Raw genomic sequence first — 25,649 nt, forward strand, 5'->3', positions numbered from 1 at the left:
AAAAAAATTAATGGAAACGAAAGGATGAATCAACATGAATGAATCAGTATTTCAAGGACGTAGCTTATTAGCAATTAAGGATTTTACGCAAGATGAGGTTAACTATCTAATTGATTTTTCGGCTCATTTAAAAGATTTGAAAAAAAGAGGAGTTCCTCACCATTATTTAGAAGGAAAAAATATTGCACTATTATTTGAAAAAACATCAACTCGGACTCGTGCAGCCTTCACAACAGCAGCGATTGACTTAGGCGCACATCCAGAATATTTAGGGAAAAATGATATTCAATTAGGCAAAAAAGAATCAGTTGAAGATACAGCAAAAGTCTTGGGAAGTATGTTTGATGGGATTGAATTTCGTGGATTTAGCCAAAAAGTAGTGGAGGAGTTAGCTGAATTTTCGGGCGTTCCAGTTTGGAATGGTCTAACAGATGAATGGCATCCAACGCAAATGATTGCCGACTTTTTAACCGTGAAAGAAAATTTTGGACATTTGGAAGGTATTACATTAGTTTATGTCGGAGATGGTCGGAATAACATGGCCAACAGCCTATTAGTAGCAGGAGCAATTTTAGGGGTGAATATTCGGATTTGTACGCCAAAATCATTGTATACAGACCCTGAGATTGTGGCATTAGCAGAAAGTTTTGCTAAAGAATCAGGCAGTAAGTTAGTGATCTCAGATGATGTAGCGGCAACAGTTGTTGGTGCAGACGTACTTTATACCGATGTTTGGGTTTCAATGGGAGAAGAAGATAAATTTGCTGAACGGGTAGAATTACTACAACCTTATCAAATAAACATGGATATGGTGAAGCAGACAGGAAATGAAAATATGATTGTTTTACACTGCTTACCTGCTTTTCATGATGCAACAACTGAGTATGGTGCAGCAATTTCTGAAAAATTTGGCATTTCTGAAATGGAAATTACCGATGAAGTTTTCCGTAGTTCGTATGCGCGTCAATTCCAACAAGCAGAAAATCGGATGCATTCAATCAAGGCTATTATGGCAGCAACATTGGGGAATCTTTTTATTCCAAAGGCATAGTGTATTGAGCGTATTTAACTGAAGGATGAAGTGGAGCAAGAGATTGCTCCATTTTTCCGAGTTTTTCTGACTATTCACTTAACGAATTGGAGGGATGAACGATGGGAAAAGAAAAGCAAGCAAAGAAATTAGGCATTATTCCATTGAGTGCGTTAGTTGTAGGAGCAATTGTTGGCGGTGGCGTTTTTAATTTAATGTCAGATATGGCAAGAGAAGCTTCCCTTGGAGCAATTATTATTGGCTGGCTAATTGCCGGATTTGGAATGGCGATGTTAGCTTTTAGCTTTCAAAATTTAATTGAGAAACGACCTGATTTAGATGCGGGGATTTATAGCTATGCTAAAGAAGGTTTTGGAAATTATATGGGGTTTAATGCGGCTTGGGGATATTGGATTTCAGCTTTACTGGGAAATGTCGCCTATGCAACATTAGTCTTTAGTTCAATGGGTTATTTTTTTAAGGTATTTGGAAATGGACAGAATCTAGCTTCGGTAATAGCAGCATCTATTCTGCTTTGGCTCGTTCATTATTTAATTTTGCAAGGGGTGGAATCAGCATCCTTTATTAACACGATTATCACTGCTGCTAAATTAATTCCGTTAGCGATTTTCTTTGTTGCTATGATTGTTGCCTTTAAAATTGGGATTTTTACTACTGATTTTTGGGGGACACTTTCAGGTAACTTTGAATTTGGCGAAGTGATGAATCAAGTTAAAGGAACAATGCTGGTAACCGTGTGGGTTTTTATTGGGATAGAAGGAGCTGTAGTCTTTTCTGGTCGAGCAGCAAAAAAATCTGATGTAGGAAAAGCGACGATATTAGGTTTAGTAACGGTAATTGCTATTTATTTATTAACAACGGTGTTGTCCTTAGGAGTCATGACTCGTCCTGAGTTAGCAGAGTTAAAACAACCGGCAATGGCTTATTTATTAGAAAGTGTTGTAGGCAAGTGGGGAGCAATCTTAATCAATATTGGTGTTGTGATTTCTGTTTTAGGAGCATGGCTATCTTGGACAATGTTTGCTGCAGAGCTACCGTATCAAGCAGCCAAAACAGGAGCTTTTCCGAAACGTTTTGCTAAAGAAAATCGCAATGGAGCGCCAATTAATTCATTGATTTTTACAAATACATTGATTCAACTGTTTATCTTTACTTTTTTAATTAGCGATCGTGCCTATAACTTTGCTTTTTCATTAGCATCTTCGGCTATTTTAATTCCTTATGCTTTTACAGCATTTTACCAATTTAAAGTTTCAATCAAAGAAAAAAAGGATCAGCCTCATCGTCTGCGTAATTTAATTATTGGGATTTTAGCTAGTATTTATGCTATTTGGTTAGTGTATGCAGGTGGAAAGAACTTTTTCTTATTAACAATGTTACTTTATGCTCCAGGAATTATTATTTACGCATGGGTACAAAAGGAAAATGGTAAAAAGTTATTTACAAAAGGTGAATGGATTTGTGCAGGAATAATTGTAGTGTTATTTATTGTCTGTATTGTTCAAATTATGAATGGAAGTATTCAGGTTGGATAATGAAATAAATCTATGAAATGGGGTTTTTAGATGAGTAAACGAAAAATTGTGGTAGCGCTTGGTGGAAATGCGATTTTATCAGAAAATGCCAGTGCTGAAGCTCAACAAGCTGCATTACAAGAGACTGCAAAGCATTTAGTAGAGATTATTAAACAAGGTGATGAATTAATTATTTCTCATGGAAATGGTCCACAAGTTGGTAATTTATTGTTGCAACAACAGGCTGCCGACTCCACTAGTAATCCTGCAATGCCTCTTGATACATGTGTGGCAATGACACAAGGCAGCATTGGGTATTGGTTACAAAATGCTTTAGAAAATGCATGTATGTCTAGCAACATTGAAAAATCTATTATTTCCGTTATCACGCAAGTTGTAGTGGATTCAGATGATGAAGCATTTATTCATCCAACAAAGCCGATTGGTCCCTTTTTATCACAAATGGAGGCTCATAAACAAATGCTTTTAACAGATGCTACCTATAAAGAGGATGCTGGAAGAGGATGGCGAAAAGTTGTTCCTTCACCAAAACCTGTTAGTATTCAAGAGTATCCTATTATTGATCGATTAGTAGAACAAGGTGTGGTTACGATTTCCGTTGGTGGCGGCGGTATTCCAGTGATTCAAAAAGATAATGAATTAATTGGTATTGAAGCGGTTATAGATAAAGATTTTGCTTCACAAAAATTAGCTGAGTTGGTCAAAGCAGATCTATTGATTATTTTAACAGGTGTAGACAATGTTTATGTAAATTATAATCAGCCAAACCAGAAAGCTTTAAAAGAAGTAACGACGACAGAGTTGTATCAATATATTCAAGAGCACCAATTTGCTCAAGGAAGTATGTTACCTAAAATAGAAGCAGCAATTGCTTTTGTAGAAAATAGCTTATCAGGAAAAGCCGTAATTACTTCTCTGGAAAATCTTAGTAAATTAGCGACAGAACAAGTGGGGACGCTAATTACAAAAGGTTAATGTTGCATGATAAAACAGAGTGAATTCGTGTGTTTGATAAGGGAAATAATTGGATACATGTTATACTATAATAGAAAATAATAACTAATTAATGAAGTTTTATTTTTAGAAATATGTATGGGAGCAGAATTCTTACATTTTTCACTAGAGACATTCTAGCTATAAATATTATTTTTCAAAAAAGAAATATCTATAGGAGTTGAAGTATAGTGCAAAACGCTACAATCCGCTCAAAAGAAATAGAATTAATTCGTAATAAAGAAGCTTTTATAGGATTTACAGATAAAGAATTTGAAAGAATTCAAGATAGTTTATATATCCGACAATATAAAAAGGGGCAAGTGCTATTTGATAATGGAGACTCTCGGAGTCGAATTTACTTCTTACTAGAAGGACTCGTTAGAATTGAACGTTATGATATAAGTGGTACATTTTGTTATTTAAACTATGTGAAACCGGAAAATCTATTTCCTTATGGTGGGATGTTTGTTGATAAGTTCTATCACTTTTCAGCGTATGCGGTGACAGATATTGAAGTGTACTATATTCCGACAGATATTTTTGAAAGAATAACTAAAGAAAATTCAAATCAACTTCTGTTCTGCTATCAAAAATTATCGAATCAGTTAGAATTCCATGAGAAAAAAATTCAACACTGTGTATCTTCAAGCGCCGTAGTAAGGGTTCTAGAAACCTTGACTCTTTTAATGAAACAGCTTGGGGAGAATTACTTTTCTGGAACGATTCGCATTCCTTATCCGATTACTCTAAAAGAGATTGCTGTTAGTAGTGGGACTACTCGAGAAACAGCAAGTAATGTCATCAAGACATTAAAAAAAGACAAAAAATTAGAATATCGGCAAAAGCATTTGATTTTCAAAGAGGTTGCCTTTTTTCTATCAAGTAGAGATCAATTGTAACTCAGCTGAAACAAGGAGTTGTTCTTAGTTTAACTAAGAACAACTTCTTGTTTTTGTTATTAAATTATTATGTTATAAGTCAAATTAATTGCAAAAAATAGTGATAAAGATTATTATTTAGATAAGACGGAAGACACATTTTAGACACAGTTGATAATGTTTATGTATAGAAACATTATTTAATTTCTAATGTGGCAGACTTGTTTTATGAGAGTAATAAATAAAAAGATTGGAGATGTTGAATTATGTTAGGATTTATTTGGTCATTAATTGTCGGTGGTGTATTAGGTGCAGTTGCTGGAGCTATTTTAGGTAAAGATGTACCGGGTGGAATTATTGGAAATATCATTGTTGGTTTCCTTGGAAGTTGGATTGGTTCGTCATTCCTAAAAGATATAGGTCCTTCAATTGGCGGATTTGCTATTATCCCTTCTCTAATTGGCGCGCTTGTTTTAATCTTTATCTTCTCGTTAATTGTTAAAGGACGTGCTAGATAATTAAAAAGTAGTTAACTCCTAGCAATAAGAGAGCATTCATAAAAGTTATCAAGAATTGCTAATTACATGGTGAATAGATGTAGGATAGTACTTCCTTAGGGGTTCTTTCAATTTTTTTGAAGGTTAGCTTATTATCGATGGGGTTACTTTTTTATTACATTTTATACAGAATTAAAGCGTAAAGCACAACTATTTTTAGTTATGCTTTACGCTTTTTTTATTCGATTTTTACAACACGAATATCTCCAGAATTAGAATTTATTTTAATAGTAGTATCAACCTCTGTGGACTCATTTTTAACTAAATTAATGAGTTTGCCTTTTTTTGTTGATGCTTCAATAGCCAGCTTTTTATTTTCACCCTGCACCCATTTGATAAAGCCGGTATCGCTTTTAATTGTTGAAGCAAGTACGTTTGTCTGCACGGAAATAGTGTTTCCACTAGTATTTGCGACATTTAAGGCACCTAGATTATTTTGTAAAATCACTTTGCCGCTATTGCTTTGGATCGCAATGTCACCAATGGTTTGCTTAAGAATAGTTTGACCACTATCAGTAATCGAGTTGATTTTTTTAATAGTTGAATCTTCAACAATCACTTTACCTGATTGACTAGCTAAATCGAGCTGATCAGCAGTGGAATGTTTGATGATGGTTAAACCAGATTGAACATTTGCAGTAATTGGTCCGTTAAAATAGTCAATAATATTTTTGCCATTGAAGCTGTTAAGCTCTAACTTAGAGCTGGCATTATCCATCACAATATCCCCATATTTATTGTTAATGATCCCACTTTTAGCAACTAAATTTTTCCCGTAAAAATCTCCATTAGTCATATTTAATTTAAAGTGATCTGTATTTACATCAATCAATCGTAGCTTTCCATCAATTAAATCAAAATTAATTTTATCAAGAACTAATCCCTTTGGAATGAAGATAATAATATCTGAATCGCCAGTACGAGTAAATAAATTCCAGCAATCAAACTGATCAATAGTTAAGTTAACTTTATTTTTATCCGTAGATTTTTCAATTTTATTACGGTCACTTTTACTGAAATAACCATCTACCATGATTCTAAAAGGTTCATTTTCTGGAACCTCGACGGCAGCAATCTCAACATCTGCATCAGAATTAACAGTTAGCTGAATATCTTTATTGTCTGTAAGAACTAAATCAATATTAAGGTCTTCTCCATGATAAAAAAGTGTATCAGTTAAACTAGCAACCACTAGGATCAAAATTCCAGTACCAAAAAGAAATAAGGAGGCTAGTCTAATCTTATTTCTAGGGTGTATGTTATTTCTAATACTTAATAAAAATAACAATGTCGAAGTGATTAATAATATTGATGAGAGAGGTATAATAGCTAAGTTTCCTTCTTTTATTAATTCCTTGCTTAAATAAATAGTGAAATATAATAACGCGCATAATAAAAATATCGAAAAAAAAGCGCGAACTACTAGAAAAATAGATTTACTGATAACTTTTATTTTTCTTTTTAAATTTTGCATAAAAAAGGCCTGTACTTCTTCACTGGCTACAACATCTTTTTTAGCATTAATAGCTGTTTCTAGTCGACGATCTTCAAAGAAATCTGATGCAATTTCTTCAGGGGGAGCCATAGATGCGATAACCTCTTCAATAGTTCGACCTTCTTCTAGAGAAACATCAATATGCTCCTTCAAGACTTCTTTGATTTCATTGTAGTCTTCTAAATCGGTTTCTGTGAAATAGGTTTTCAATTCTTTAAAATAGTTTTCGATTAAATCCATAATTCATATCTCTACTCCTTTTTGTAAGTTATGTGGAAAATAATTAAATTAGACCATTGATTAAGTAAGTAGTTCCTTCTTTTTATAAAAAAAGACAAAGCGTCTTAATATTAAGTATTTAAACGATATAAAATACTTTATTTCATTATAACAATGAATACCAGTTTGGGCAATGGAATCTGTTTTGGATAAAGTCTATGTAGGAAGAAAAAATGAAAAATAAAAAAGGAGTACTTTATCATAAAGTGGCTCCCTTTAAACAAATTATTAAGCAGATAAATTAAATTGCCAACCAATCCCGAATTTATCTGTGACTTGACCATATTTTTCAGACCAAAAAGTTTTTTCTAAAGGCATAACAATCGTGCCACCTTCAGAAATTGCATTAAATTGAGCTGTCAGTTCTTCTTCATTAGTTGTATCAATTACAAGGGTAATATTGCTGCCTTGAGTAAACTCCATAAAATCAGGTACATCAGAGAACATCACTTTATTACCAGAAATTTCAAGACTTGCGTTCATAACTAGCTGTTTTGTTTCTGCATCCATTTCTGGAACTTCTGGACTAGGTGGCATATCGCCATAAGCCATTAAATCCGTACATGTTGTTTGGAAAACTTGCTCATAAAACTTGATTGCATCTCGTGCTTGCTTTTTATAGCTTAAATAAACTCCTAATGTCATAAGAAACCCCTCTTTTTTTATTTTTTTGTGAATAGTATCTTCCTAAATTATACCATCTATAAGAAAAAAACAGAAAAAATTCAGCTTATAAAATACAATGAATTGTCGCGTTATAAAAATTAAAAAATAAAATGAACGGGTCATTTAAAGTCCCAATCGGCTAAAAATGAACTGAAAAAATGTATTTTTTCACTTTTTTAGTTCATAATCGGGACAAAATGATGAGAAATGCAAAATTATTTGTCATCTTTATGGAAATTTTTGCATTATATTGTTACAATATGGAGGTAGATTCCTGAATTCTTTGTAAGCTGGAAATTAATTGTAAAATTAATGACTTTTTACTGGAATTTAAGTGATACGGATTAAACTATTTCATTAGGAGGAATAATTTTATGGCATTAGTATCAGCAACAGAAATGTTAAACAAAGCACGTGAAGGACAATACGCAGTTGGTGCATTCAATACAAACAATCTTGAGTGGACAAAAGCAATTTTAGTAGGAGCAGAAGCTGCTAAATCACCAGTACTGATCCAAACTTCAATGGGTGCAGCTAAATATATGGGTGGATACAAAGTTTGTTACGAATTAGTTAAAAATCTAATTGATTCAATGGGAATTACTGTTCCTGTTGCATTACATTTAGACCACGGTGACTATGAAGCTGCTTTAGAATGTATCGAAATTGGATACACTTCAGTTATGTTTGATGGTTCTCACTTACCATTTGAAGAAAACATGGAAAAAGCTAAAGATGTTATTGCTAAAGCTCACGCTAAAGGCGTTTCAGTTGAATGTGAAGTTGGTTCAATCGGCGGAGAAGAAGACGGAATTATCGGTTCTGGTGAATTAGCTGATCCTAAAGAATGTAAATTAATCGCTGATTTAGGCGTTGATTTCCTTGCTGCAGGTATTGGTAACATCCACGGTTCATACCCAGCTAACTGGACTGGACTAAGCTTTGAAACTTTATCAGCAATTGCTGATATCACTGGCGGACACCTACCATTAGTATTACACGGTGGATCAGGAATCCCAGTTGAACAAGTTAAAAAAGCTATTTCTCTTGGAGTATCAAAAATCAATGTAAATACTGAGTGTCAAGAAGTATTTGCTGCTGCAACTCGTAAATATATCGAAGAAGGAAAAGACCTACAAGGTAAAGGTTTTGACCCTCGTAAATTATTAGAACCAGGTACTACTGCTGTCACTGAATTAGTGAAACAACGTATCGAATGGTTTGGTTCAACTGGTAAAGCTTAATTTAAGCTTATCATGAGAATAGAAAAAGTGTCTAAGAATTTATTCTTAGGCACTTTTTTGTTATTACATGATTTTTCAAATTAAGCTAGACAATTGTTTCTCATTTACGTGACTCAAAAATAGTTCTAATGACGTTCTTTTTCTATCAAATTCAACCCTTTAAGTGCTTTGTTTCCAGCTTTTAATTCCTTCGCTGCCATCACCATTTTTGCTTGTGGCAATAATAAGATTGCTGTCCAAAGTCCCGCTTCTAAACGCCCTGTTTTGTCACCCGTTAGTGGATCTTTTCCAGTGAATAGACGGTAAACATCATACGCACCTGTTAATTCGCCTGTCATTGTGACAGCGGTCCTACCCATTTCCTTCAAATAAGCTTGCGATTGGGCATACATCAAATTATCCAATTATATCTAATGGGTGTAATCACTAAAGTGTCTTTTTTATTTAGTTTTCAATGTAACTTTCAGCATCATCAATAAAAAATGTTAATTTCAAGTCGGGATATTTTTTATCAAATTCTCTTAAACAAGAAATAAATTTCCTACTTTGTAATTTTTCAGAAACATCATCAAAAACTGAACTAATTAATAATACATCTTCCTTAGAACAATTCTTCAAATAATTGATAGTTTCATCTTCACTCATAGATAAAACATCGGTTAATTCTGTCCAACTTTTTTCAAGTCCGAAGTCGTCTTCTTCATTTATATTTCTTCGTTCCTCTAAATTTTTTTTAATTTTATTAGATATATTCATAATTTTTTCTCCTATTTAAAATAATTACTTACGGTTGTTTCATACCATCTGGAAAAATAGTTCCAATTTTTCCATCAGTTTTTATTAGGCCAACTCGTACACCTTTATACTCTCCAAAAATAACTTCCCCATCTTTAACACCTGTAAAATTTGGTTGGCTAGCAATATGTTGTCCTGCGCTCTCTATATCTTTAGTTGTCCAATTTTCTGGAAACCATGATTGCCCTGTACCAGTACGTTTAGATGGTGTTTTATGGTGTGGTACATTTCCGATTCTAACAACATTAGGATATGTTTTTTCAATATTTACTTCAAATCCATTTTCTTTTAGAAAATCAATGTTAGATTGACCATGTCCACCACCTTTCATTTTGGATACTTTTCCTGTAGAAGGATTGACAGTAAAATCTCCGACATCAGCATGTTTCAAACTTTGTTCTGGAATTTCAACCTTAGGAAATTTAGCCCCACTAACTTTCTCAAGCTTCCCAACATCCTCAAAATACCCAGCTTGATTCAACAGTTTCAATTCTTTTTCTGTCAAATTCAACCCTTTAAGAGCCTTATTTCCAGCTTTTAGTTCTTTCGCTGCCATCACCATTTTTGCTTGAGGTAATAACAAGATGGCTGTCCAAAGTCCAGCTTCTAAACGACTCGTTTTGTCACCCGTTAGCGGATCTTTTCCAGTGAATAGACGGTAAACATCATACGCACCACTTAATTCTCCAGTCATTGTGACAGCGGTCCTACCCATTTCTTTCAAATAGTCTTGCGATTGGGCATACATCAAATTATCCGAAGCTTGTTTGCTATAATGTCCATCAATATAAACCTTCAATCCATAGCCATAGTCATCCGTTTGAACAATCTCAATCCGCTGAGTAGGGGAGGCGTCGTTATAGTTAGAAATCTTTTTATACCAGTCTTTTTCAGAACAATCGACATACGTGTATGTTCCAGTTTTTTTATCAAAACTCTTACTATTCCCTAAATCATCCATGCTAGAATGTTTTTCCATGGAAGTTATGAAGATAATTGCCATAAAACAATTTCTAAAAGAAGCAGAATAAAAAGAGAAAGATAAGAATGACTCTTCTAATCCGTAAAATACTATAAAGAAAGTCAATAGACCGCTAAGCTCTCCTAACGTCGCTATTGACTTTCTTTATTGGGGCATGTGCTTTTTTGTTAGTGCCCGAGGAACTCATGAAATAGCTAATACCTTGACCTGTCCCTCGAGCCTTTTCAGCCTAACATACCCACCATTTGCTTTAGCATTTGAATTTTTTGCTAAATTCTTCTTTCTTTACCCTCAGAATTTAACAAAATAGTGTATTAAAAATTTAATTCCCTTGTTTAGGGTATTACTCCAGTAACATATTTACTCTTAATCTGTATTCTTCATCTTTATCAATCTCAAAATTTTGATTACTTAGTAACCGATTCAAAGTATTGATATCTAACTCGTAAGCTAATTGTTCTTCTTCATTTAAGTCTTCAAGTTTTGATAGACTTTCTTGTCTCTCTAATAGATAGTCTGGTATGAAATTTTTATTTAAACTCAAAATTGAAAGATTTATCATAACTGATACGTAAACTTTATGACTTTTTTTCATCATTAATACAGAGTCTTCAAAAGTTGCGGCTATTGCTTGACTCGGACTAAATCCTTCATCTTCAATAAAGTCTTCATAGTCTTCTAAGGTTAACTTTTTTGCTTCTAAATAACTCATTTCACTCATTTTCCCACCTACTTCGTAAATATATTAAGTTCTATATTCGGATACTTTTTCCTAAACTCTAATATGACATTTGTACAACTTTGACAAGCGGGTAGTTCTGTATACAAATCTATCTTACCAGAAAGATTTGTATCTTTAATTTTAGATGCTATATCTTCCAAAATTTTAACCTCAGTATCATTATATCTTTGAAACTTATCTATGGTGTATGACTCAAAAATTCTATTTTCTGATGCAGGAGAAAAATTACCTAAATCAGCACCTTTACTATCTGGACCATGAATTTTACTATGCGCCATAAACTCATCTGGTAAATCCTTTATTTTAACATCAGCAACAGCCATATTCCCTTGATTTTTCAACTTAGAATTTGGCATTTGGTTCCTAATATTATCAACCCTATTTTGGAAATTCTCAACTTTTTGTGCTTTAGTAAGTCCACTAGCTTTCTCAAGTTTCCCAACATCCTCAAAATACCCAACTTTATTCAACAATTTCAATTCTTTTTCTGTCAAATTTAACCCTTTAAGTGCCTTATTTCCAGCTTTTAATTCTTTTGCGGCCAGCACCATCTGAAGAAATGGAATGTATGAAGGTACTTGTCATAAAATAATTTCTAAAGGCAGCAGAAGAAAGAGAGAAAACCGACTCTTCTAATCCGTAAAACACTATAAATAAAGTCAATAAGACTGTTGGGCTCTCCTAACGTCGCTATTGACTTTATTTATTGGGCACGCCTGTGTCAGTGCCTGACGAACTTACAAAATGGCTAGCATCTTGACTTGTTCCTTAAGAATTTTCAGCATAAACATGCCCATCATTTGCCTTGGTAACTAAGTTTGTTCTTCTAAGCTAATCTAGCAAAATAGCAGGTAAAAACCTATGACAACTTGATCGGTGAGCTCTTATCCCTTACTAATCAATACTTTATCCCTTGATTACTAGTCTTTTGATAAAGTGCCTTTTTATTTTACTTATTTTGATTAAGAATATAATCAATTCTTGACTTAGTATTAACACTAGTTTCTATCATATCAAAATTTTGTTCTTTTAATTTCTCTTGATATATTATGAAATCTTGTTTTAACAGATTTGATTCATTACCCTCTATTTTTAAAATGTTATTGCCATAAAATTCAAGTTTTTCATTTAAAAAATCAGAAAGTTGGTTTTGTTCAATTCCATCTAATGCTAAATTAAGAAGATATGAATACTTTATAAAATCATCTTTGTTTATATCTTGCCATTCCTCTTCAAGAATTTTCGCACTTGCTTGTGTAATAGTGAATCCATCTTCATTTATATACTCATTTAAATCTAATTTAATCCCCTCAACTATATCACTATAAGTTGGTAAATTCTCTTCCAATATCAAAACTCCCTCCGTTATTTTAAAGTATTATTCGTTATTACATTCACCTTGATGTTAGGATACTTTTGTCTAAACTCCAATATCAAATTTGTACAACTTTGACAACAGTCTAATTCAGAAAATAGATTAATTTCTCCTTTTATTTTAGGGTCTTTTATTTTAGATGCTATATCTTCCAAAATTTTTGCTTCTGTATCATTATATCTTGGATAATCATCTTTTACGTAATTTTTTAAAAGCCTATCTTTTTCTGGTGGTGTAACTGAAAAATCACCCCTATAACCTAGTGAATCATTAGAGTGTATTTGACTATGAGCTTTAAAATCTTTTTTCAATCCAAGAATGTCAACTTCTGCTGTAGCAACATTCCCATTTCTTAATCTATCTAATTTACGGTTAACTATTTTTTTCTGTGAATTAGACAAATTTAGGTATTCATCAGAATTTTTGTAGTTTTTTACAAAATCATCTAGATTATTTCTAAGATTTTTTGATTGATTTTGTAAATTCTTACCAACAGTAAGTCCACTAGCTTTCTCAAGCTTCCCAACATCATCAAAATACCCAGCTTTATTCAACAGTTTCAATTCTTTTTCTGTCAAATTCAACCCTTTAAGAGCCTTATTTCCAGCTTTTAGTTCTTTCGCTGCCATCACCATTTTTGCTTGAGGTAATAACAAGATGGCTGTCCAAAGTCCAGCTTCTAAACGACTCGTTTTATCACCCGTTAGTGGATCTTTTCCAGTGAATAGACGGTAAACATCATACGCACCTGTTAATTCGCCAGTCATTGTGACAGCGGTCATTCAAAAAGACTAGAAAAGTCCTTTGAATTTCTGTACAATAAACACAGTTAGATTTTGTTAGCTATTGGCAACTTGATTAGTGAGCTGATTTCTTACTAGTTAAGACTTTATCACTTGATTACTAGTCTCATGATAAAGCGTTGTTTTTATTTTTTTATTCGATAATCCAGTTCTGATAATGCTTCTTCAACATCTTCTTCTAACTTAGAGTTATCTTTGTACGATTCAATAATTTGTCTATATTTCACATTTCCTGAATTTCCAAGCATACTTAATATATAACTCAAACATTCATCATTAAATTCATTTAAGTGGTTAATGATTGGGGTTAAATTAATTGATTTTTCAATATCTGGAGCTTTGGAACCTTCTAACATTGCATCTAGTATCGATTCTTTAATATCATTATCATTTTGTAGTGTAGCTTGAACAGCTAAATTATCAATGATTTTTATAGCTTTATCATCTGGTTTGTCACCATAATCTAACATATCTCTTATATAGCCTACCGCTTCTAATTTATCATCCTTGTTTTTTTCTAGATCTTTTAGGATACTTAACCAATCCATTTAGATTCCTCCTTCTATTTTTTTGGTGTCTGAATCGGAATATGGGTACTATTTATAAGTTCTTCATTATAAAACTCACTATTAGGTCTCGAAATTCCGGGTGGTTGAAATGTTCCAGATACAGGATCAAAATATTTTTTACCTTGTTGTACTCTCACAATCCAACCATTTGCAGCATTACTTCCTGTTGGTGCTGATGCATCTGGTCCATGGACTCTAACAGTCATTTTTGTTCCATCAGAAGCTTTCCATGTATATTCAAATCCTTCGGTTACTTTTCCTGGCTGAGGTGTTAATACTCGTTTATTAGCATCCGCAGGAATTCTAGATAAAAGATCGTCTACATTACTACCTTGTAAATTACTAAAATCGCCAATATTTCCCGAACCTAAACCACCAGCTCCACTGATTTTCTCAAGCTTTCCAACATCATCAAAATACCCAGCTTTATTCAACAGGTTCAATTCTTTTTCTGTCAAATTCAACCCTTTAAGTGCTTTGTTTCCAGCTTTTAATTCTTTCGCTGCCATGACCATTTTGGCTTGTGGTAATAACAAGATGGCTGTCCAAAGTCCCGCTTCTAAGCGCCCTGTTTTATCACCCGTTAGTGGATCTTTTCCAGTGAATAGACGGTAAACATCATACGCACCTGTTAATTCGCCAGTCATTGTGACAGCGGTCCTACCCATTTCCTTCAAATAAGCTTGCGATTGAGCATACATGAGATTGTCCGAAGCTTGTTTGTTATAATGTCCATCAATATAAACTTTCAACCCATAGCCATAGTCATCCGTTTGAACAATCTCAATCCGCTGGGTAGGGGAGGAGTCATTATAGTCAGAAAGCTTTTTATACCAGTCTTTTCCAGAACAATTGACATAGGTGTAAGTCCCAGTTTTTTTATCAAAACTCTTACTATTCCCTAAATCATCCATCGCCTGTTCTAATTCATTTCCAAGTGCCACAAGTTCCGAAAAATCATTGGCATGGTTGGTTTCAAAGGCTTCATATTTTTCCAATAAATCGACTTTTTTCTGTGTTTGTCCAATCTGAAAATCTTTATAAAAAACACCAATTCCAGCAGTATCCATGAGACCATTCAAAATATTAGTGGCCATCGTCTCCATTAAATCAGCTTTTTCTTGTTGGATCCGATTCAGTCTATCTTGTAAATCTCTTAATTGCTCGGTGTCTACCACCTTGGTTGTTTCGCCAACTTCACTTTCAAAACTAGCGAGAAGGGCGGCTGAGGTTTCGCCGAAGTCACAGTGATAATTATACAACGCTTTGGACACGACTGTATAGGGGGAAATCGCTTCTTTGGCGGCACTCCAACCAACACCCGTTAAATCAGGCGAAACAGCGAATGCATCAACAGTTTTTTCGATTTTTGAAAAAGTCGGTAAATAGTTGACTCGTGCTGCTTGAACCGCCGCGTATGCCGCCTTGACTTCGGAGTAGCTAAATCTAGTCATTGGCAGCCTCCTCCTTTTTGGCTTCGTAATAATCTTCATTTAAATCATCTTCTAATGTAATAAGCTTCTTTTTCTTTTGGTCAAATTCATCCTCAATCTCCATGACAAATCGTCTGTGTTCGCCACGTTCTTCTTCAAAGATGTCTAATTGTTGTGAGGCATCTCTCGCAGAGGTTGTCTGTTGGCTAAGATAGTCAATTTCACTTAGCACATCTTGTTCTTGTTGCTGTATGTAATCCCAATGATCCTGATACTCTTCCCATAGAGTCTCCTTTTTTGATAATTCAACTTTTTCATCATCAACTTGTTGGAGCTGTTTTGAAATTGTGTGTGAGTCTAATTTGTCCTTCATTTAGAGAACACCTGCTTTATTTCTGCATCGGTTTTCTCATAAGAATCACTCATTGCTAGAATATTTTTTCCATCAGTTTGCGTACTAGTTTCAAATTTTTCCGTGAGGTTCGCTAATTGTTTGATTATGCTTTGGCTGTCCTTCACTGCACTTCCATCAGAAGCGGAAATGGATGTATTCCCAACTGAATAGGGTGCCATTGAAGGAAGAACCAATCCGTTAGCGAAAGCAAGAGCTTTTTGTGAATCATTTTTAATTTCGGCCAAATTGTATGTCCTCCTAAGTAAACTCAAAAGTATAAGAACTCTCTGTGGTATAAGTTTAGCATAGTCTTATACGATTATTAATTAATCTGTATTTAAATATTTATTCAATTAATGGAATTTAAAAACATGGAAATTTGGATAAATGGCTTTTTATGAATTGGGAATGAAATTTTCTGTAGCTTTGATTAAAAATTATAGGCAATGATTATCATTATAAATTAAAAATGCAACCTATCCCGAGGAAGGATAAGATTGCGATTGCAGTCTATGAATTCGTTAAATAACGCATAATAGATTAGTTTAACTGATAAAGTGAGTGGGCCAAAACTATTTTTTTAGTTTTGACCCACTCACTTTTTTTGTTTAATTAAAATTTTCAGCTTGCTGGATAAATGTTTTTAAATCAGGCGCAATTTTTCTAGGAAGATCTTGTTCATGGTCTTTATGATAAATTTGTGGCTGACCACTTAGCATACATAAATAATTTCCAGTCCCATTTTCAGCAATAACGATATATTCTTTGGGTAGTCCTTCTCCATGTGCTATTTGGCTGTTGCGAACAACATCATCGAAGGTTTTACGCAGATTTAGCCTATCTTTTATTGGATAAAAAAGCCATTCACCAAATTCAGGAGCATTAACTAGCTGGAAAAGTTCTTGATAGCAAGGATCTAATATTACATCTAATAGATGTTCTGTTTTTTGTAAGTCTTGTAAAGTAACGCCTTTTTTTCTAGTTGTGCTCATTTTCGCATATTTTTCCAATTGTCACTGTCCTTTTTTCTAAATTATGGAAAATATTTCGCCAAAGTAACTGCAATTCCATCTTCATTATTTGTCAAAGTAATCTCATCAGCAATCTCTTTTAAGGCATCGCAAGCATTTCCCATTGCGACAGCATGTCCAGCAAATTCAAGCATCGATAAATCATTTTCAGCATCACCAAAGGCAATAACCTCACTTGGTTTGATATTTAGTTTTTCGCAAATTTTTGTTAAAGAATGACGTTTGCTGATCCCAGGCATTGTCACTTCTAGATAAAAGGGTGCAGACAAGACAGCTGCTAGATCCTCAGTAAAAGGCTCTGTCAAAGCCGCAATCTGTGGTTTTAAAACGTCTTCTGGCGAGGCAATCAATAATTTTATTGGATCAAAATCAAGAGCATCAGCAATATTTTCGACTTCATGAATCTCTAGTAAATTATTCTGACTTTCATAGCGAGTTTGGAAACCATCAGGTGTATTTGTATAAATATGGGTACCATTGTCAACGATTGGTGTTACATCGAAATCTTCAGCGACTTTTAAGAATTTTTTCGCCAAGTCTAATGGAATCGCTTTTTTGTAAAGGGTTTCATCTGTTTCAACATCAATAACCGTTCCACCGTTATACGATAGAATTAATCCGTGATGCTTCTTTAATTCTAATGCATCAATCTCTCTTTTGAAACCAGCAGTTGGTCGACCAGAAGCCAAGACAACAATTGCACCAGCTTTTTGGGCATGAATGATAGCTTCTCTAGTTTTTGGTGTGATTTTTTTTTCATCATTGTTCAACGTACCGTCAATATCTAAGGCGATTAATTTGTAGGGAATCATTTGATCTTCTCCTTTTTTTTAAAATCTTAATTAAGTATAGTGTATGTAATGCATTTCAGGTCAAGCTATTTTTAATTGCCATCTGAAAAATTTATCAGTATGATAGAACTACTAAATAAAAAAGTAGGGTATGATATGCGGTTAGATAAATTATTATCAGAGTTAGGATTTGGCTCTAGAAATCAAGTTAAACAACTAATTAAACGCAAACAAGTTCAAGTGAATGGAGAAATTATTTTATCGGATGGCTACAATGTAGACCCGCAAATTCAGACTCTGATAGTTAAAGGTAAGCAAATAACTTATCATTCACATAGATATTATCTATTAAATAAACCAGCAGGTGTAGTGAGTGCCGTGAGTGATGCTGAAAATCAAACTGTGATTGATTTGATTGCTAAAGAGGATCAGGTAGAAGGTCTTTTTCCAGTAGGACGCTTAGATCGTGATACGGAGGGACTTTTACTAATAACGAATAACGGACAATTGGCTCATCAATTGCTAGTTCCTAAAAAACATGTGGTTAAGGTTTATGAAGCAAGTGTGAATGAAGAAGTGACGGAAGAAGACGTTGGGACATTTGCGTCTGGCATTATTTTTCATGGGGATATTCGGTGTAAGCCAGCAGAATTAACCTTATTAGAGCATCGAGATGGGACAAGTTATGTGCGTCTGGCCATCAGTGAGGGAAAGTTTCATCAAGTGAAAAAAATGTTTTTGGCTGTTGGGAAAAAAGTGACTTACTTAAAACGGATTGAAATGGGGCCTTTGAAACTTGATTCAGAATTGGCTGTGGGTAGTTATCGTTCGTTGAATGCGGAAGAGTTGATGAGATTAGCGCCATATTTTAAATAATTAGAATTCCTCTTTACAAGTAAGTTTTTTAATGGTAAAATAATGAAAATATAATTAGAATACAATGAAGAGAAGAGTAGGGTCATAAACTATTTGTAGAGAGTCCTGATTGGTGAAAAGGGACAATGGCTTATTATCTGAAGATGGTCTTGGAGTATTAATGGTTGAACTAGAAAATTTCTTTTAAATCATTACGGGCGCACCTGTTATAGTGCAATGATATGCGAATCAAGCTAGATTCAAGTATCCTAAGTGATAGTGCTTTTTGCGCTATAAAAAAGGTGGTACCGCGGAAACTTCCGTCCTTTGTATGTAAATACATTGGATGGGAGTTTTTTATTTTATCGAAAAAAAACTAGTGATAATCATGGGAAACCAATAAAACTAATTAATAGGAGGAAGCACTTATGACAACAAGTTACCAAAAAACACTTAATGATTTTATTGCATCTAGGAAGGATACTTATCAAGCTTTAGCTTTAGACATTCACGATCATCCAGAGGTTAGCAATTATGAATTTCATGCATGTGAAGTATTATCTGAACAATTAAAAAAAGAAGGTTTCACAGTGAAAATTGATGTGGCAGGACATCGAACTGGATTTGATGCTCGTTATAAAGCGGAAAAAGCAGGTCCAGTTGTGGTATTTTTGGCGGAATATGATGCGTTACCAGGGATTGGACATGCATGTGGACACAATTTATTTGGAACAACGTCTTTGTTGGCAGCAAGTGGTTTGAAGCAAGTAATAGATGAAGTAGGTGGAGAAATTCGTGTTTATGGAACGCCAGGAGAAGAAGGTGGCGAGAATGGTTCTGCTAAAGCGAGTTTTGTTCGAGAAGGATTTTTTAAAGATGTTGATGTTGCCTTGTGTGTCCATCCAGGGTATCAACATGCATTAACTGCTTATTCTTTAGCCAATGACCCTGTTGATGTTGAATTTTTTGGTCGCGCATCCCATGCAGCAGCTGCACCAGAAAAAGGCATTAATGCGCTTGATGCAGTCATTCAAGTCTATAACTCAATTAATGCATTGCGTCAACATTTTCCAGACGATGTACGCATTCATGGAATCATTACCCATGGCGGTGATGTCGCGAATGTTGTGCCAGAATACGCCTCTGCGCGCTTTTATTTACGGGCTGAAGCAAGAAGTACGCTGAATGATGTCTATCAAAAATTTGAGAATATTGTGAAAGGTGCTGCTTTAGCAACAGGAACGACTTATAAATTTGGACTATTTCAAAATTCAGTAGATAATAATGTGCCAACGTATCGTTTTGATGAAATTTATTTAAACCATCTAAATCGTTTAGGATTTGATGTAGAGGAGAAGAGTTCACCGGTAGCTGGTGGGTCGACAGATGTAGGAAATGTTAGCCAGGTTGTTCCTACAATTCAGCCAAATATTTCAATTTCTGATGGGTATATTGCTGGACACAGTATTGAGTTTAAAGCAGCGGCTAGAAGTCAAAAAGGGCTAGAGTCGATTTTATTAGGTGCGGATCTTTTAGCTAGTACAGCATTAGATTTAATTTTAGATGTTGAGCTATTGGCTGAGGTCAAAGAAAAACATCAAGAGAGTTTGGCAAATCAAGCGAAATAATAAAACAGTTAGCTCCCTAGCTAGTCCTTTTATGATAGGATTATATTAATGAATAGGATAGAGACAATAGCGAATCTAGAGTAATCCTCTAGTCGGGTGGCGAGTCGTCATCGGATCTTGGTATGTTGGGAATACGTCTGTAACTAGACTTAGACCGTAATTTACTTCAAGGTACTTCCCCACACTATATGTGCATGACGCCTTTGGCTGCGTATATTTCCGCAACTTACGGTATCACATTTTAGTATTGTCTCTATCTGTTTAATTTAATAGTACATAAAAGGCTATTTTTGATAGGTAGGGGGGAATCTAGATTTATGGAAATATTGTACAAAGGAACACTGTCATGAATTTTTACTTTCATTGCAGTTATTTGGCGATGAGACGAATTTAAGTGCCAAAGAGATTGCTTGTTTATATAGTCTAAGCAATCATGTTGAGGAACAGTATGAATCAATTATTATTGCGAAACGTGATGGAAGTCCAAGACAGTTATTAGCGCCATCACCATTGTTGAAAAAAATTCAGAAAAATATATTGCTCCATATTTTAGAGGGAATGCCTTGTTCAATCTATGCAACAGCCTATCAAAAGGGAACAACCACGCCCTCATATTGCTCAAAAACAAATTCTTAAGTTAGACATTGAAGACTTCTTTGGAAGTGTTTTATTTTCGATGGTTTGCCAAAGTGCATTTCCTAGTCGTTATTTTCCGCCAGCAGTAAGTACATTGTTGACTCATTTATGTTGTTATCAAGATGCTCTACCACAAGGAGCGTCAACATCAGCGGCAATTTCCAATTTAGTTTTACAGCCATTCGATGACTATATTGGAAAATGGTGTCTGGAACAGCAAATTACCTATACAAGATATTGTGACGATATGACTTTTTTAGGTGAATTTGATAGGAAATTTGTGGAAAATAAAGTGCGCAATTTTTTACAAGAAATGGGATTTACGTTAAATCAAAAGAAAACTAAATTGATTACGAAAGCTCACCAGCAATCTGTTACCGGAATCGTTGTACATGAAAAACCGCAAGTTGCCAAAGTTTATCGAAAAAAGTTGTGACAAGAAATTTATTATTGCCAAAATTTCGGTGTTCGCTCTCATTTGGAGCAACAAAAAGATCAGATGTATCTGCCGTTTGGTAAAGGTGGGATAGATCGTTATCTGTCAGTACTTATTGGGAAAACGAATTTTATTGTGCAAATAAATCTTCAAGATCAAGAATTTCAGCAAGCTAAGGGAGTGTTAAAAGAATTACTTTTAGCGAATCAGGAACAATAAAGAGATAAATCAGAGGGAATTGCATTATTAGGAAATATGTTACAAGTTCAAGTTTTGTATGATAAGGTAGAAGAATATCGTTACTTTACTGAAAATTTCAAAAGCATTAATTTATAGTTAGATAATTATGGAATTTTTATTATGGAATTGATAAAAAATATATCCGGATGTATCAGTAGGATAAATTAAGTGATAGTTATAAAATCAGAAAAACACTGTTCAATAGTTGGAAATGAATTAAAAAAAGAAATAGATGTATTAAATTAAAAAAATAGTATGAAATAAAAAAGTCAACAGATTTTAGAATTTTCTAAAATGATTGTTGGCTTCTTTTTGGTTTTAAAGGATTTGTTGTTATAAAATTAAATCATGGTTGAATAGATACTAGATAAAACCAATGCTTGTATATGTGGAGATTAAAACAATTAGATTTTCATCAATAGTTAAATTTTGCATGACAACCCCTCCTTTTTTTAAAATAAGTATATATTAATTATATTATATAGTGTAGAATAAAGCAATGGGCGAATAGAAAGGAGAAGGTTATGAAAAAATCAGCTGTAGGAAAATTAATAGAAACGGAAAGAAGAAAAAATGGATTTACACAAGAAATGTTAGGTGATGGAATATGTACACAGGGTACAATTAGTAACTTAGAAAATCTTGGTCGCTTACCGACACTAGAAACGTTACTGGCTATAGTTGAAAGGTTAAATATTTCACTTGAACAATTTTATGAAACGATTAAATCAGATAGTTCAATGTACCATGATGAGTTTAAACAAGTACAGTTATTATGCAATAAACTTAAACATAAAGAAGCAAAAGAATTAATCGTACAATTGATAGAATTTGATAGGTTGACAACGAATTTACAAAGGATGAAATACTATTATTATTTTGGAATTACATCACTAATTGGTGAAAATGATTATAGAGAAGCATTTTATAATTTTAATCAAGTGCTTACTATTGATTCGGAGAATGCTAACATATTTCATATATTGGCAACCAATGGAATAGGGGTTACGTACTATTTTGAAAATGATAGTGATAAAGCGAAAACATATTTTGAAAAAGCTTTAATTCTTTTAGAAAATATTTCAGAATTGGATAGTTTTGATGTTAGAAATTCAGAAATTATCAAAGTTTATTTCAATACAGCAGAATATTATTCAGAAATGCATGAGCATAAAAAAGCAGTAGATATAGCTGAAAAAGGATTAGAGCATTGTAGAAATAATGATATCGATTTTGGTCAAGAATTTTTAATATATGCAAAAGCCTATAATTTATACAAATTGAATCAAAAAGCTAGAGCGGAACAGCATTTTATAATGGCGAGTTCCCTAGCAATCTTAAATGATAATCAAAATATGATTATAGCAATAAAAAAAGATTCTAAAGAATTTAATTTAGAATTATTAGAAAAATTTTTAGAAATGTAATAAGTAAAATTAAATTAAATTTTACTGATAATATACAGAAATTATATAATTAATTGACAGACTTTAGAGGAATAAGTTAAACTAGAAATTATTAAAGTGTAAAAAATTTTGAGAAAAGACAGTCATTTTTTTTGAATACTGTTTTTATACTTTAATACTAGTATAAGATTGAACGAAAAAAAAGGCAAACCAAAAACCAGCAACCACTAGCTTTTAGATTCAATAGTATAATCAGTAAACTATACTATTGTTGCCTTTGCCAATAGAGTCATTGACATGTTCATTGTACCTAAAAATTAATATAAATACTAGCTTTTTTTATTAATTATGTAATGAATAGTTAATTAACTGGCAATGCCATTAAAAATATCTAGCCGTATTTTTCGTTCATTTTATAAAAAATAGTACGTATAATAGTTTAGAATACAAAAATAAACGTGCCGAATTTACACACTTGTATTTTAAACTTGCGCGTACTAGGTGAGCTAACTTAGTATCTAATTCTTGTAAATACCGTCCATGAATTACAAGAATGTGCTAAGCTAGTTTATTTTAACGATTGAATAACGAATGTTTTTGTATATGGAAGTAAGGCTTATTATGTAAAATGTTTTACTATTAATATGGTTAAAAAGGAGGTTTAATAAATGGTTCAATTTCAAAGTGATTTAGGAAAAGCCCGGACATTAGCTACTAATTTAGTGAATGCTACTAGTTCTCTTAATCAAATGAAAGCAATACAGGCAACAGCACAAACCACCTTACAAGGAAATCAGACATCTGATTCTATCATTCAAAGGAAACAATGTGTAACGACTTCTTTTGGAAACGCATTAATTCGAGATGTTGGGAAAATTCAGAGTGTAGCAGCTAGTTTTGAAGCTTTAGATACGCAATTAAAACAAGGGTTTAATTCGTTTGAGGGGAGTTTTAAATGACCAAACAAACGTTTGAGGAAGTCAATTATCGACTAAGAAATGCGTTAGAACAACAGGAAGAGTCAGAGCGTATGTATCAAAAATACGAACAAAAGAGTGAAGAAGCTCATTCCATTTTTAGTGAAGTAGTTCAAGGATTCCATGAAGATCAAGCGATTTGGCAACATGGTGAAATGTATCAACGTACGGAATCTTTATTAGAGGAAGCCGTGACTACTCAACAACGATTTTGGCAAAAAAGTGAGGATAGTCAAGAAGAATTAGCACAAGAAAAACAAAGCTTAGTACAAAAAGTAGTTCAATTAGAATGGGAGAGACAACAACTAGTAGTTAAGGAGAAACTACATGGAGATTAAAGTGTATGTTGGAGAATTACGTGCACAATTAGATGAAATTAAACAAGATAGTTGTGACACGATTCAATCAATGGAAGCGATTCAAAAGGCTTTAATGGACATTATCATAGAACCATCATTAACAGGAATTACTTATGATTCAGCGAAAAATTATTTTGAAATGGTTTATATCCCTGTCACAAAAGGGTTTATTTTAGTTAGTGAAACTATGATAAAAACCAATCAAACCTTGATTGACCGTTATTTAAATGAAGTGGATGTCAATGATCTACAAGAATATGTTTTAGAAGCTCGAATTGATCAATACAATCGGTTAACCCAGATGTTGGATTCCTTGGAAGACCAAACTGGATTAATTGATAATATGATAGACAATCTACAAGAAATGAAATTTCATACGACTAAAAAATTAGATCAATTACGAGAATTTGATTATTTTTCAATACAAATCTTTGATGAATTAGAAGCCCAATTAGCAGAGTTAGAAATTGGGGTGCAAATTATTGTAGAAGGAAAAACGTGGAATCAGTCAACTGGTACATTTTCGACACTTGGGTTAAACTTAGAGTGGGCAACTTCTATTAATCAAAAATGGGCGATTTCTGAAGGGAAGAAAAAGGGACTTGATGAAGAAACCAATCAAAAACTATCGAATTATGATATAATTAAATGTTATGATCCAATGACTGGCAAAACAACATGGGCATTGGAAAAGGATGGATTAAGTGTGATTGATCCAGAATTAACAGCTTATTTAAGAAAAGTTGGAGAGTACTTAAATCAAGAACAGTATTCGATTATCGCATTGAGTCCTAAAGAGTGGGAACAGCGTGTAAATAATGTGTGGAAAATCAATGGAACGGAGTATTTTTCAGGAAAGCAATATGGTTGGTGGATGTCGATTTTAGCACATGGTCAAGATGCAAGAGGTAAGCTGGATGAAAGTGGCGTGTGGGATTCGTTGTGGTCACTTGGGTTTATGTATGGAGCTGTAAAGTCGATTAATCGGATGAATCAAAAGCTTAATGAACCAAAAGTAGTGAAAAAAGCTGCTAAGTATGGAAATTCGGATAGAATAAATCAAAACTTAACTAGAGAAGATATAGTGACTCAACTAGATGGTGTAACTAAGAAATCTACTGAAATAGCACAAGAACTTAGAAATAAACAAATTAAGATTAATATTTTAGGAGATGAATTGTTTGAGAGTTATACTGGACAACCAGATGCTATGGCGATACAAGTAAAAGATCAGATTTATGTTAAAAAAAGCTCTTCAACTATAATGAATGATATTGTTCATGAGGGAATACATGTTATAGATTATTTAGATGGTTATGGAGTAGAGGGCGTATCAAATTGGTCGTGGGAAAAGAGAGCTTATTTTTACGAAAGACAATTTCAAATACAAAATGGAGAAGTTCCAAATTTTGAAAATTTAAATGATTTGCAAGTACACATTTGGAGAAATTATGAAAACAGTATTTATGATCCTTATTCAGGTTGGTAAATTTAAG

30 protein-coding genes and 1 other annotated feature are annotated in these 25,649 nt (G+C 33.5%); of the genes, 15 read left to right on the forward strand and 15 right to left on the reverse strand.

Annotated elements, in window-relative coordinates; translation table 11 throughout:
• Positions 1-34 precede the first annotated feature (34 nt).
• From argF to BR43_RS11705, 5 genes are all read left to right on the forward strand, one after another.
• A complete protein-coding gene (gene argF / locus BR43_RS11685) occupies positions 35-1,051 on the forward strand; it encodes an ornithine carbamoyltransferase (protein WP_034562141.1) in 1,017 nt (338 codons plus the stop codon).
• A 101-nt stretch (positions 1,052-1,152) separates the two neighbouring features.
• Complete coding sequence (gene arcD / locus BR43_RS11690; protein WP_034562142.1) at positions 1,153-2,586, forward strand: arginine-ornithine antiporter; 1,434 nt, start codon at positions 1,153-1,155, stop codon at positions 2,584-2,586.
• A 30-nt stretch (positions 2,587-2,616) separates the two neighbouring features.
• Positions 2,617-3,561: a carbamate kinase gene (gene arcC, locus BR43_RS11695; protein ID WP_034562143.1), complete on the forward strand. Its 945-nt coding sequence runs from the start codon at positions 2,617-2,619 to the stop codon at positions 3,559-3,561.
• Between the two features lie 209 nt (positions 3,562-3,770).
• Positions 3,771-4,481: a Crp/Fnr family transcriptional regulator gene (locus BR43_RS11700; RefSeq protein WP_051933939.1), complete on the forward strand. Its 711-nt coding sequence runs from the start codon at positions 3,771-3,773 to the stop codon at positions 4,479-4,481.
• A gap of 245 nt (positions 4,482-4,726) precedes the next feature.
• Complete coding sequence (locus BR43_RS11705) at positions 4,727-4,978, forward strand: GlsB/YeaQ/YmgE family stress response membrane protein (protein WP_034562144.1); 252 nt, start codon at positions 4,727-4,729, stop codon at positions 4,976-4,978.
• Positions 4,979-5,195: 217 nt separating this feature from the next.
• On the opposite strand, the gene BR43_RS11710 is transcribed toward BR43_RS11705, so the two are convergent.
• A complete protein-coding gene (locus BR43_RS11710) occupies positions 5,196-6,752 on the reverse strand; it encodes a DUF4097 family beta strand repeat-containing protein (RefSeq protein ID WP_034562145.1) in 1,557 nt (518 codons plus the stop codon).
• A gap of 267 nt (positions 6,753-7,019) precedes the next feature.
• Entirely contained in the window at positions 7,020-7,436 is a 417-nt protein-coding gene (locus BR43_RS11715) for a VOC family protein (protein ID WP_034562148.1), read from the reverse strand.
• Positions 7,437-7,831: 395 nt separating this feature from the next.
• On the opposite strand from BR43_RS11715, the gene BR43_RS11720 reads away from it, so the two are divergent.
• A complete protein-coding gene (locus BR43_RS11720) occupies positions 7,832-8,701 on the forward strand; it encodes a class II fructose-bisphosphate aldolase (RefSeq protein WP_034562149.1) in 870 nt (289 codons plus the stop codon).
• A gap of 125 nt (positions 8,702-8,826) precedes the next feature.
• Here BR43_RS11720 and BR43_RS11725 read toward each other — a convergent pair whose 3' ends face one another.
• The 13 genes from BR43_RS11725 to BR43_RS11785 all read right to left on the reverse strand — a co-directional run bounded on the left by BR43_RS11725 (position 8,827) and on the right by BR43_RS11785 (position 17,637).
• Positions 8,827-9,105, reverse strand: a complete 279-nt coding sequence (locus tag BR43_RS11725) for a pre-toxin TG domain-containing protein (RefSeq protein WP_169741052.1) — start codon at positions 9,103-9,105, stop codon at positions 8,827-8,829.
• A gap of 40 nt (positions 9,106-9,145) precedes the next feature.
• Positions 9,146-9,457, reverse strand: coding sequence for a hypothetical protein (locus BR43_RS11730; RefSeq protein WP_034562154.1), 312 nt, complete (start codon positions 9,455-9,457; stop codon positions 9,146-9,148).
• Positions 9,458-9,485: 28 nt separating this feature from the next.
• Positions 9,486-10,499 carry an EndoU domain-containing protein gene (locus BR43_RS20480; RefSeq protein ID WP_157464015.1) on the reverse strand — a complete coding sequence of 338 codons (1,014 nt, stop codon included), beginning with the start codon at positions 10,497-10,499 and terminating at the stop codon, positions 9,486-9,488.
• 322 nt (positions 10,500-10,821) lie between these two features.
• The gene (locus BR43_RS11740; protein WP_034562157.1) at positions 10,822-11,199 is read right to left on the reverse strand and encodes a hypothetical protein; all 378 of its coding nucleotides are present in this window, start codon (positions 11,197-11,199) and stop codon (positions 10,822-10,824) included.
• An 8-nt stretch (positions 11,200-11,207) separates the two neighbouring features.
• Positions 11,208-11,771 (reverse strand): deaminase domain-containing protein, encoded by a 564-nt coding sequence (locus BR43_RS19620; protein WP_084679924.1) that lies wholly within the window; start codon positions 11,769-11,771, stop codon positions 11,208-11,210.
• Positions 11,772-12,169: 398 nt separating this feature from the next.
• Positions 12,170-12,568: a hypothetical protein gene (locus BR43_RS11750; protein ID WP_034562160.1), complete on the reverse strand. Its 399-nt coding sequence runs from the start codon at positions 12,566-12,568 to the stop codon at positions 12,170-12,172.
• Between the two features lie 17 nt (positions 12,569-12,585).
• Positions 12,586-13,377, reverse strand: coding sequence for a deaminase domain-containing protein (locus BR43_RS19625; RefSeq protein ID WP_084679925.1), 792 nt, complete (start codon positions 13,375-13,377; stop codon positions 12,586-12,588).
• Positions 13,378-13,523: 146 nt separating this feature from the next.
• Positions 13,524-13,946 (reverse strand): hypothetical protein, encoded by a 423-nt coding sequence (locus tag BR43_RS11760; protein WP_034562162.1) that lies wholly within the window; start codon positions 13,944-13,946, stop codon positions 13,524-13,526.
• Positions 13,947-13,960: 14 nt separating this feature from the next.
• Positions 13,961-15,421 (reverse strand): polymorphic toxin type 30 domain-containing protein, encoded by a 1,461-nt coding sequence (locus tag BR43_RS11765; protein ID WP_034562163.1) that lies wholly within the window; start codon positions 15,419-15,421, stop codon positions 13,961-13,963.
• Positions 15,414-15,773 (reverse strand): hypothetical protein, encoded by a 360-nt coding sequence (locus tag BR43_RS11770; RefSeq protein WP_034562165.1) that lies wholly within the window; start codon positions 15,771-15,773, stop codon positions 15,414-15,416. The genes BR43_RS11765 and BR43_RS11770 overlap by 8 nt, the downstream gene beginning before the upstream one ends.
• Positions 15,770-16,039, reverse strand: a complete 270-nt coding sequence (locus BR43_RS11775; RefSeq protein ID WP_034562166.1) for a DUF3130 family protein — start codon at positions 16,037-16,039, stop codon at positions 15,770-15,772. The genes BR43_RS11770 and BR43_RS11775 overlap by 4 nt, the downstream gene beginning before the upstream one ends.
• Positions 16,040-16,402: 363 nt before the next feature.
• The gene (locus BR43_RS11780; protein ID WP_034565129.1) at positions 16,403-16,786 is read right to left on the reverse strand and encodes an SMI1/KNR4 family protein; all 384 of its coding nucleotides are present in this window, start codon (positions 16,784-16,786) and stop codon (positions 16,403-16,405) included.
• Between the two features lie 41 nt (positions 16,787-16,827).
• On the reverse strand, positions 16,828-17,637 hold the full coding sequence (locus tag BR43_RS11785; protein WP_034562168.1) for a Cof-type HAD-IIB family hydrolase: 810 nt from the start codon (positions 17,635-17,637) through the stop codon (positions 16,828-16,830).
• Between the two features lie 135 nt (positions 17,638-17,772).
• Here BR43_RS11785 and BR43_RS11790 point away from each other — a divergent pair, with 135 nt between their 5' ends.
• The 9 genes from BR43_RS11790 to BR43_RS11820 all read left to right on the forward strand — a co-directional run bounded on the left by BR43_RS11790 (position 17,773) and on the right by BR43_RS11820 (position 25,642).
• Entirely contained in the window at positions 17,773-18,492 is a 720-nt protein-coding gene (locus BR43_RS11790) for a pseudouridine synthase (protein WP_034562177.1), read from the forward strand.
• 55 nt (positions 18,493-18,547) lie between these two features.
• Positions 18,548-18,802, forward strand: a binding site (T-box leader).
• Positions 18,803-18,899: 97 nt separating this feature from the next.
• Positions 18,900-20,099 (forward strand): M20 family metallopeptidase, encoded by a 1,200-nt coding sequence (locus tag BR43_RS11795; RefSeq protein ID WP_034562180.1) that lies wholly within the window; start codon positions 18,900-18,902, stop codon positions 20,097-20,099.
• 363 nt (positions 20,100-20,462) lie between these two features.
• Positions 20,463-20,735, forward strand: coding sequence for an RNA-dependent RNA polymerase family protein (locus BR43_RS20325; protein ID WP_211252925.1), 273 nt, complete (start codon positions 20,463-20,465; stop codon positions 20,733-20,735).
• Complete coding sequence (locus tag BR43_RS20330; protein ID WP_211252926.1) at positions 20,674-21,171, forward strand: reverse transcriptase family protein; 498 nt, start codon at positions 20,674-20,676, stop codon at positions 21,169-21,171. Before BR43_RS20325 ends, BR43_RS20330 begins: the two co-directional genes overlap by 62 nt.
• Before the next feature lie 42 nt (positions 21,172-21,213).
• Positions 21,214-21,390 carry a hypothetical protein gene (locus tag BR43_RS20335; protein WP_211252927.1) on the forward strand — a complete coding sequence of 59 codons (177 nt, stop codon included), beginning with the start codon at positions 21,214-21,216 and terminating at the stop codon, positions 21,388-21,390.
• Between the two features lie 545 nt (positions 21,391-21,935).
• Entirely contained in the window at positions 21,936-22,838 is a 903-nt protein-coding gene (locus BR43_RS11805) for a helix-turn-helix domain-containing protein (protein WP_034562182.1), read from the forward strand.
• 647 nt (positions 22,839-23,485) lie between these two features.
• Entirely contained in the window at positions 23,486-23,776 is a 291-nt protein-coding gene (locus BR43_RS11810; protein ID WP_034562184.1) for a TIGR04197 family type VII secretion effector, read from the forward strand.
• Positions 23,773-24,132 (forward strand): DUF3958 family protein, encoded by a 360-nt coding sequence (locus tag BR43_RS11815; protein ID WP_034562186.1) that lies wholly within the window; start codon positions 23,773-23,775, stop codon positions 24,130-24,132. Before BR43_RS11810 ends, BR43_RS11815 begins: the two co-directional genes overlap by 4 nt.
• Positions 24,122-25,642: a T7SS effector LXG polymorphic toxin gene (locus BR43_RS11820; protein ID WP_034562188.1), complete on the forward strand. Its 1,521-nt coding sequence runs from the start codon at positions 24,122-24,124 to the stop codon at positions 25,640-25,642. The genes BR43_RS11815 and BR43_RS11820 overlap by 11 nt, the downstream gene beginning before the upstream one ends.
• Positions 25,643-25,649: the final 7 nt, after the last annotated feature.

Source organism: Carnobacterium gallinarum DSM 4847, from assembly GCF_000744375.1.
GTDB classification, from domain to species: domain Bacteria; phylum Bacillota; class Bacilli; order Lactobacillales; family Carnobacteriaceae; genus Carnobacterium; species Carnobacterium gallinarum.

Bases quoted from the DNA above. Each gene is read 5' to 3' on its own strand.
- BR43_RS11710 (WP_034562145.1), bottom strand. From the start codon at position 6,752: ATGGATTTAATCGAAAACTATTTTAAAGAATTGAAAACCTATTTCACA.
- BR43_RS11765 (WP_034562163.1), bottom strand. From the start codon at position 15,421: ATGACTAGATTTAGCTACTCCGAAGTCAAGGCGGCATACGCGGCGGTT.
- BR43_RS19620 (WP_084679924.1), bottom strand. From the start codon at position 11,771: ATGGTGCTGGCCGCAAAAGAATTAAAAGCTGGAAATAAGGCACTTAAA.
- BR43_RS11810 (WP_034562184.1), top strand. From the start codon at position 23,486: ATGGTTCAATTTCAAAGTGATTTAGGAAAAGCCCGGACATTAGCTACT.
- BR43_RS11795 (WP_034562180.1), top strand. From the start codon at position 18,900: ATGACAACAAGTTACCAAAAAACACTTAATGATTTTATTGCATCTAGG.
- BR43_RS11715 (WP_034562148.1), bottom strand. From the start codon at position 7,436: ATGACATTAGGAGTTTATTTAAGCTATAAAAAGCAAGCACGAGATGCA.
- BR43_RS11770 (WP_034562165.1), bottom strand. From the start codon at position 15,773: ATGAAGGACAAATTAGACTCACACACAATTTCAAAACAGCTCCAACAA.
- BR43_RS20330 (WP_211252926.1), top strand. From the start codon at position 20,674: ATGCAACAGCCTATCAAAAGGGAACAACCACGCCCTCATATTGCTCAA.
- BR43_RS11790 (WP_034562177.1), top strand. From the start codon at position 17,773: ATGCGGTTAGATAAATTATTATCAGAGTTAGGATTTGGCTCTAGAAAT.
- BR43_RS11815 (WP_034562186.1), top strand. From the start codon at position 23,773: ATGACCAAACAAACGTTTGAGGAAGTCAATTATCGACTAAGAAATGCG.
- BR43_RS11740 (WP_034562157.1), bottom strand. From the start codon at position 11,199: ATGAGTGAAATGAGTTATTTAGAAGCAAAAAAGTTAACCTTAGAAGAC.
- BR43_RS11805 (WP_034562182.1), top strand. From the start codon at position 21,936: ATGAAAAAATCAGCTGTAGGAAAATTAATAGAAACGGAAAGAAGAAAA.
- BR43_RS11720 (WP_034562149.1), top strand. From the start codon at position 7,832: ATGGCATTAGTATCAGCAACAGAAATGTTAAACAAAGCACGTGAAGGA.
- BR43_RS11785 (WP_034562168.1), bottom strand. From the start codon at position 17,637: ATGATTCCCTACAAATTAATCGCCTTAGATATTGACGGTACGTTGAAC.
- BR43_RS19625 (WP_084679925.1), bottom strand. From the start codon at position 13,377: ATGACCGCTGTCACAATGACTGGCGAATTAACAGGTGCGTATGATGTT.
- BR43_RS20480 (WP_157464015.1), bottom strand. From the start codon at position 10,499: ATGGCAATTATCTTCATAACTTCCATGGAAAAACATTCTAGCATGGAT.
- BR43_RS11705 (WP_034562144.1), top strand. From the start codon at position 4,727: ATGTTAGGATTTATTTGGTCATTAATTGTCGGTGGTGTATTAGGTGCA.
- argF (WP_034562141.1), top strand. From the start codon at position 35: ATGAATGAATCAGTATTTCAAGGACGTAGCTTATTAGCAATTAAGGAT.
- BR43_RS11730 (WP_034562154.1), bottom strand. From the start codon at position 9,457: ATGAATATATCTAATAAAATTAAAAAAAATTTAGAGGAACGAAGAAAT.
- BR43_RS11820 (WP_034562188.1), top strand. From the start codon at position 24,122: ATGGAGATTAAAGTGTATGTTGGAGAATTACGTGCACAATTAGATGAA.
- BR43_RS11780 (WP_034565129.1), bottom strand. From the start codon at position 16,786: ATGAGCACAACTAGAAAAAAAGGCGTTACTTTACAAGACTTACAAAAA.
- BR43_RS11760 (WP_034562162.1), bottom strand. From the start codon at position 13,946: ATGGATTGGTTAAGTATCCTAAAAGATCTAGAAAAAAACAAGGATGAT.
- arcC (WP_034562143.1), top strand. From the start codon at position 2,617: ATGAGTAAACGAAAAATTGTGGTAGCGCTTGGTGGAAATGCGATTTTA.
- arcD (WP_034562142.1), top strand. From the start codon at position 1,153: ATGGGAAAAGAAAAGCAAGCAAAGAAATTAGGCATTATTCCATTGAGT.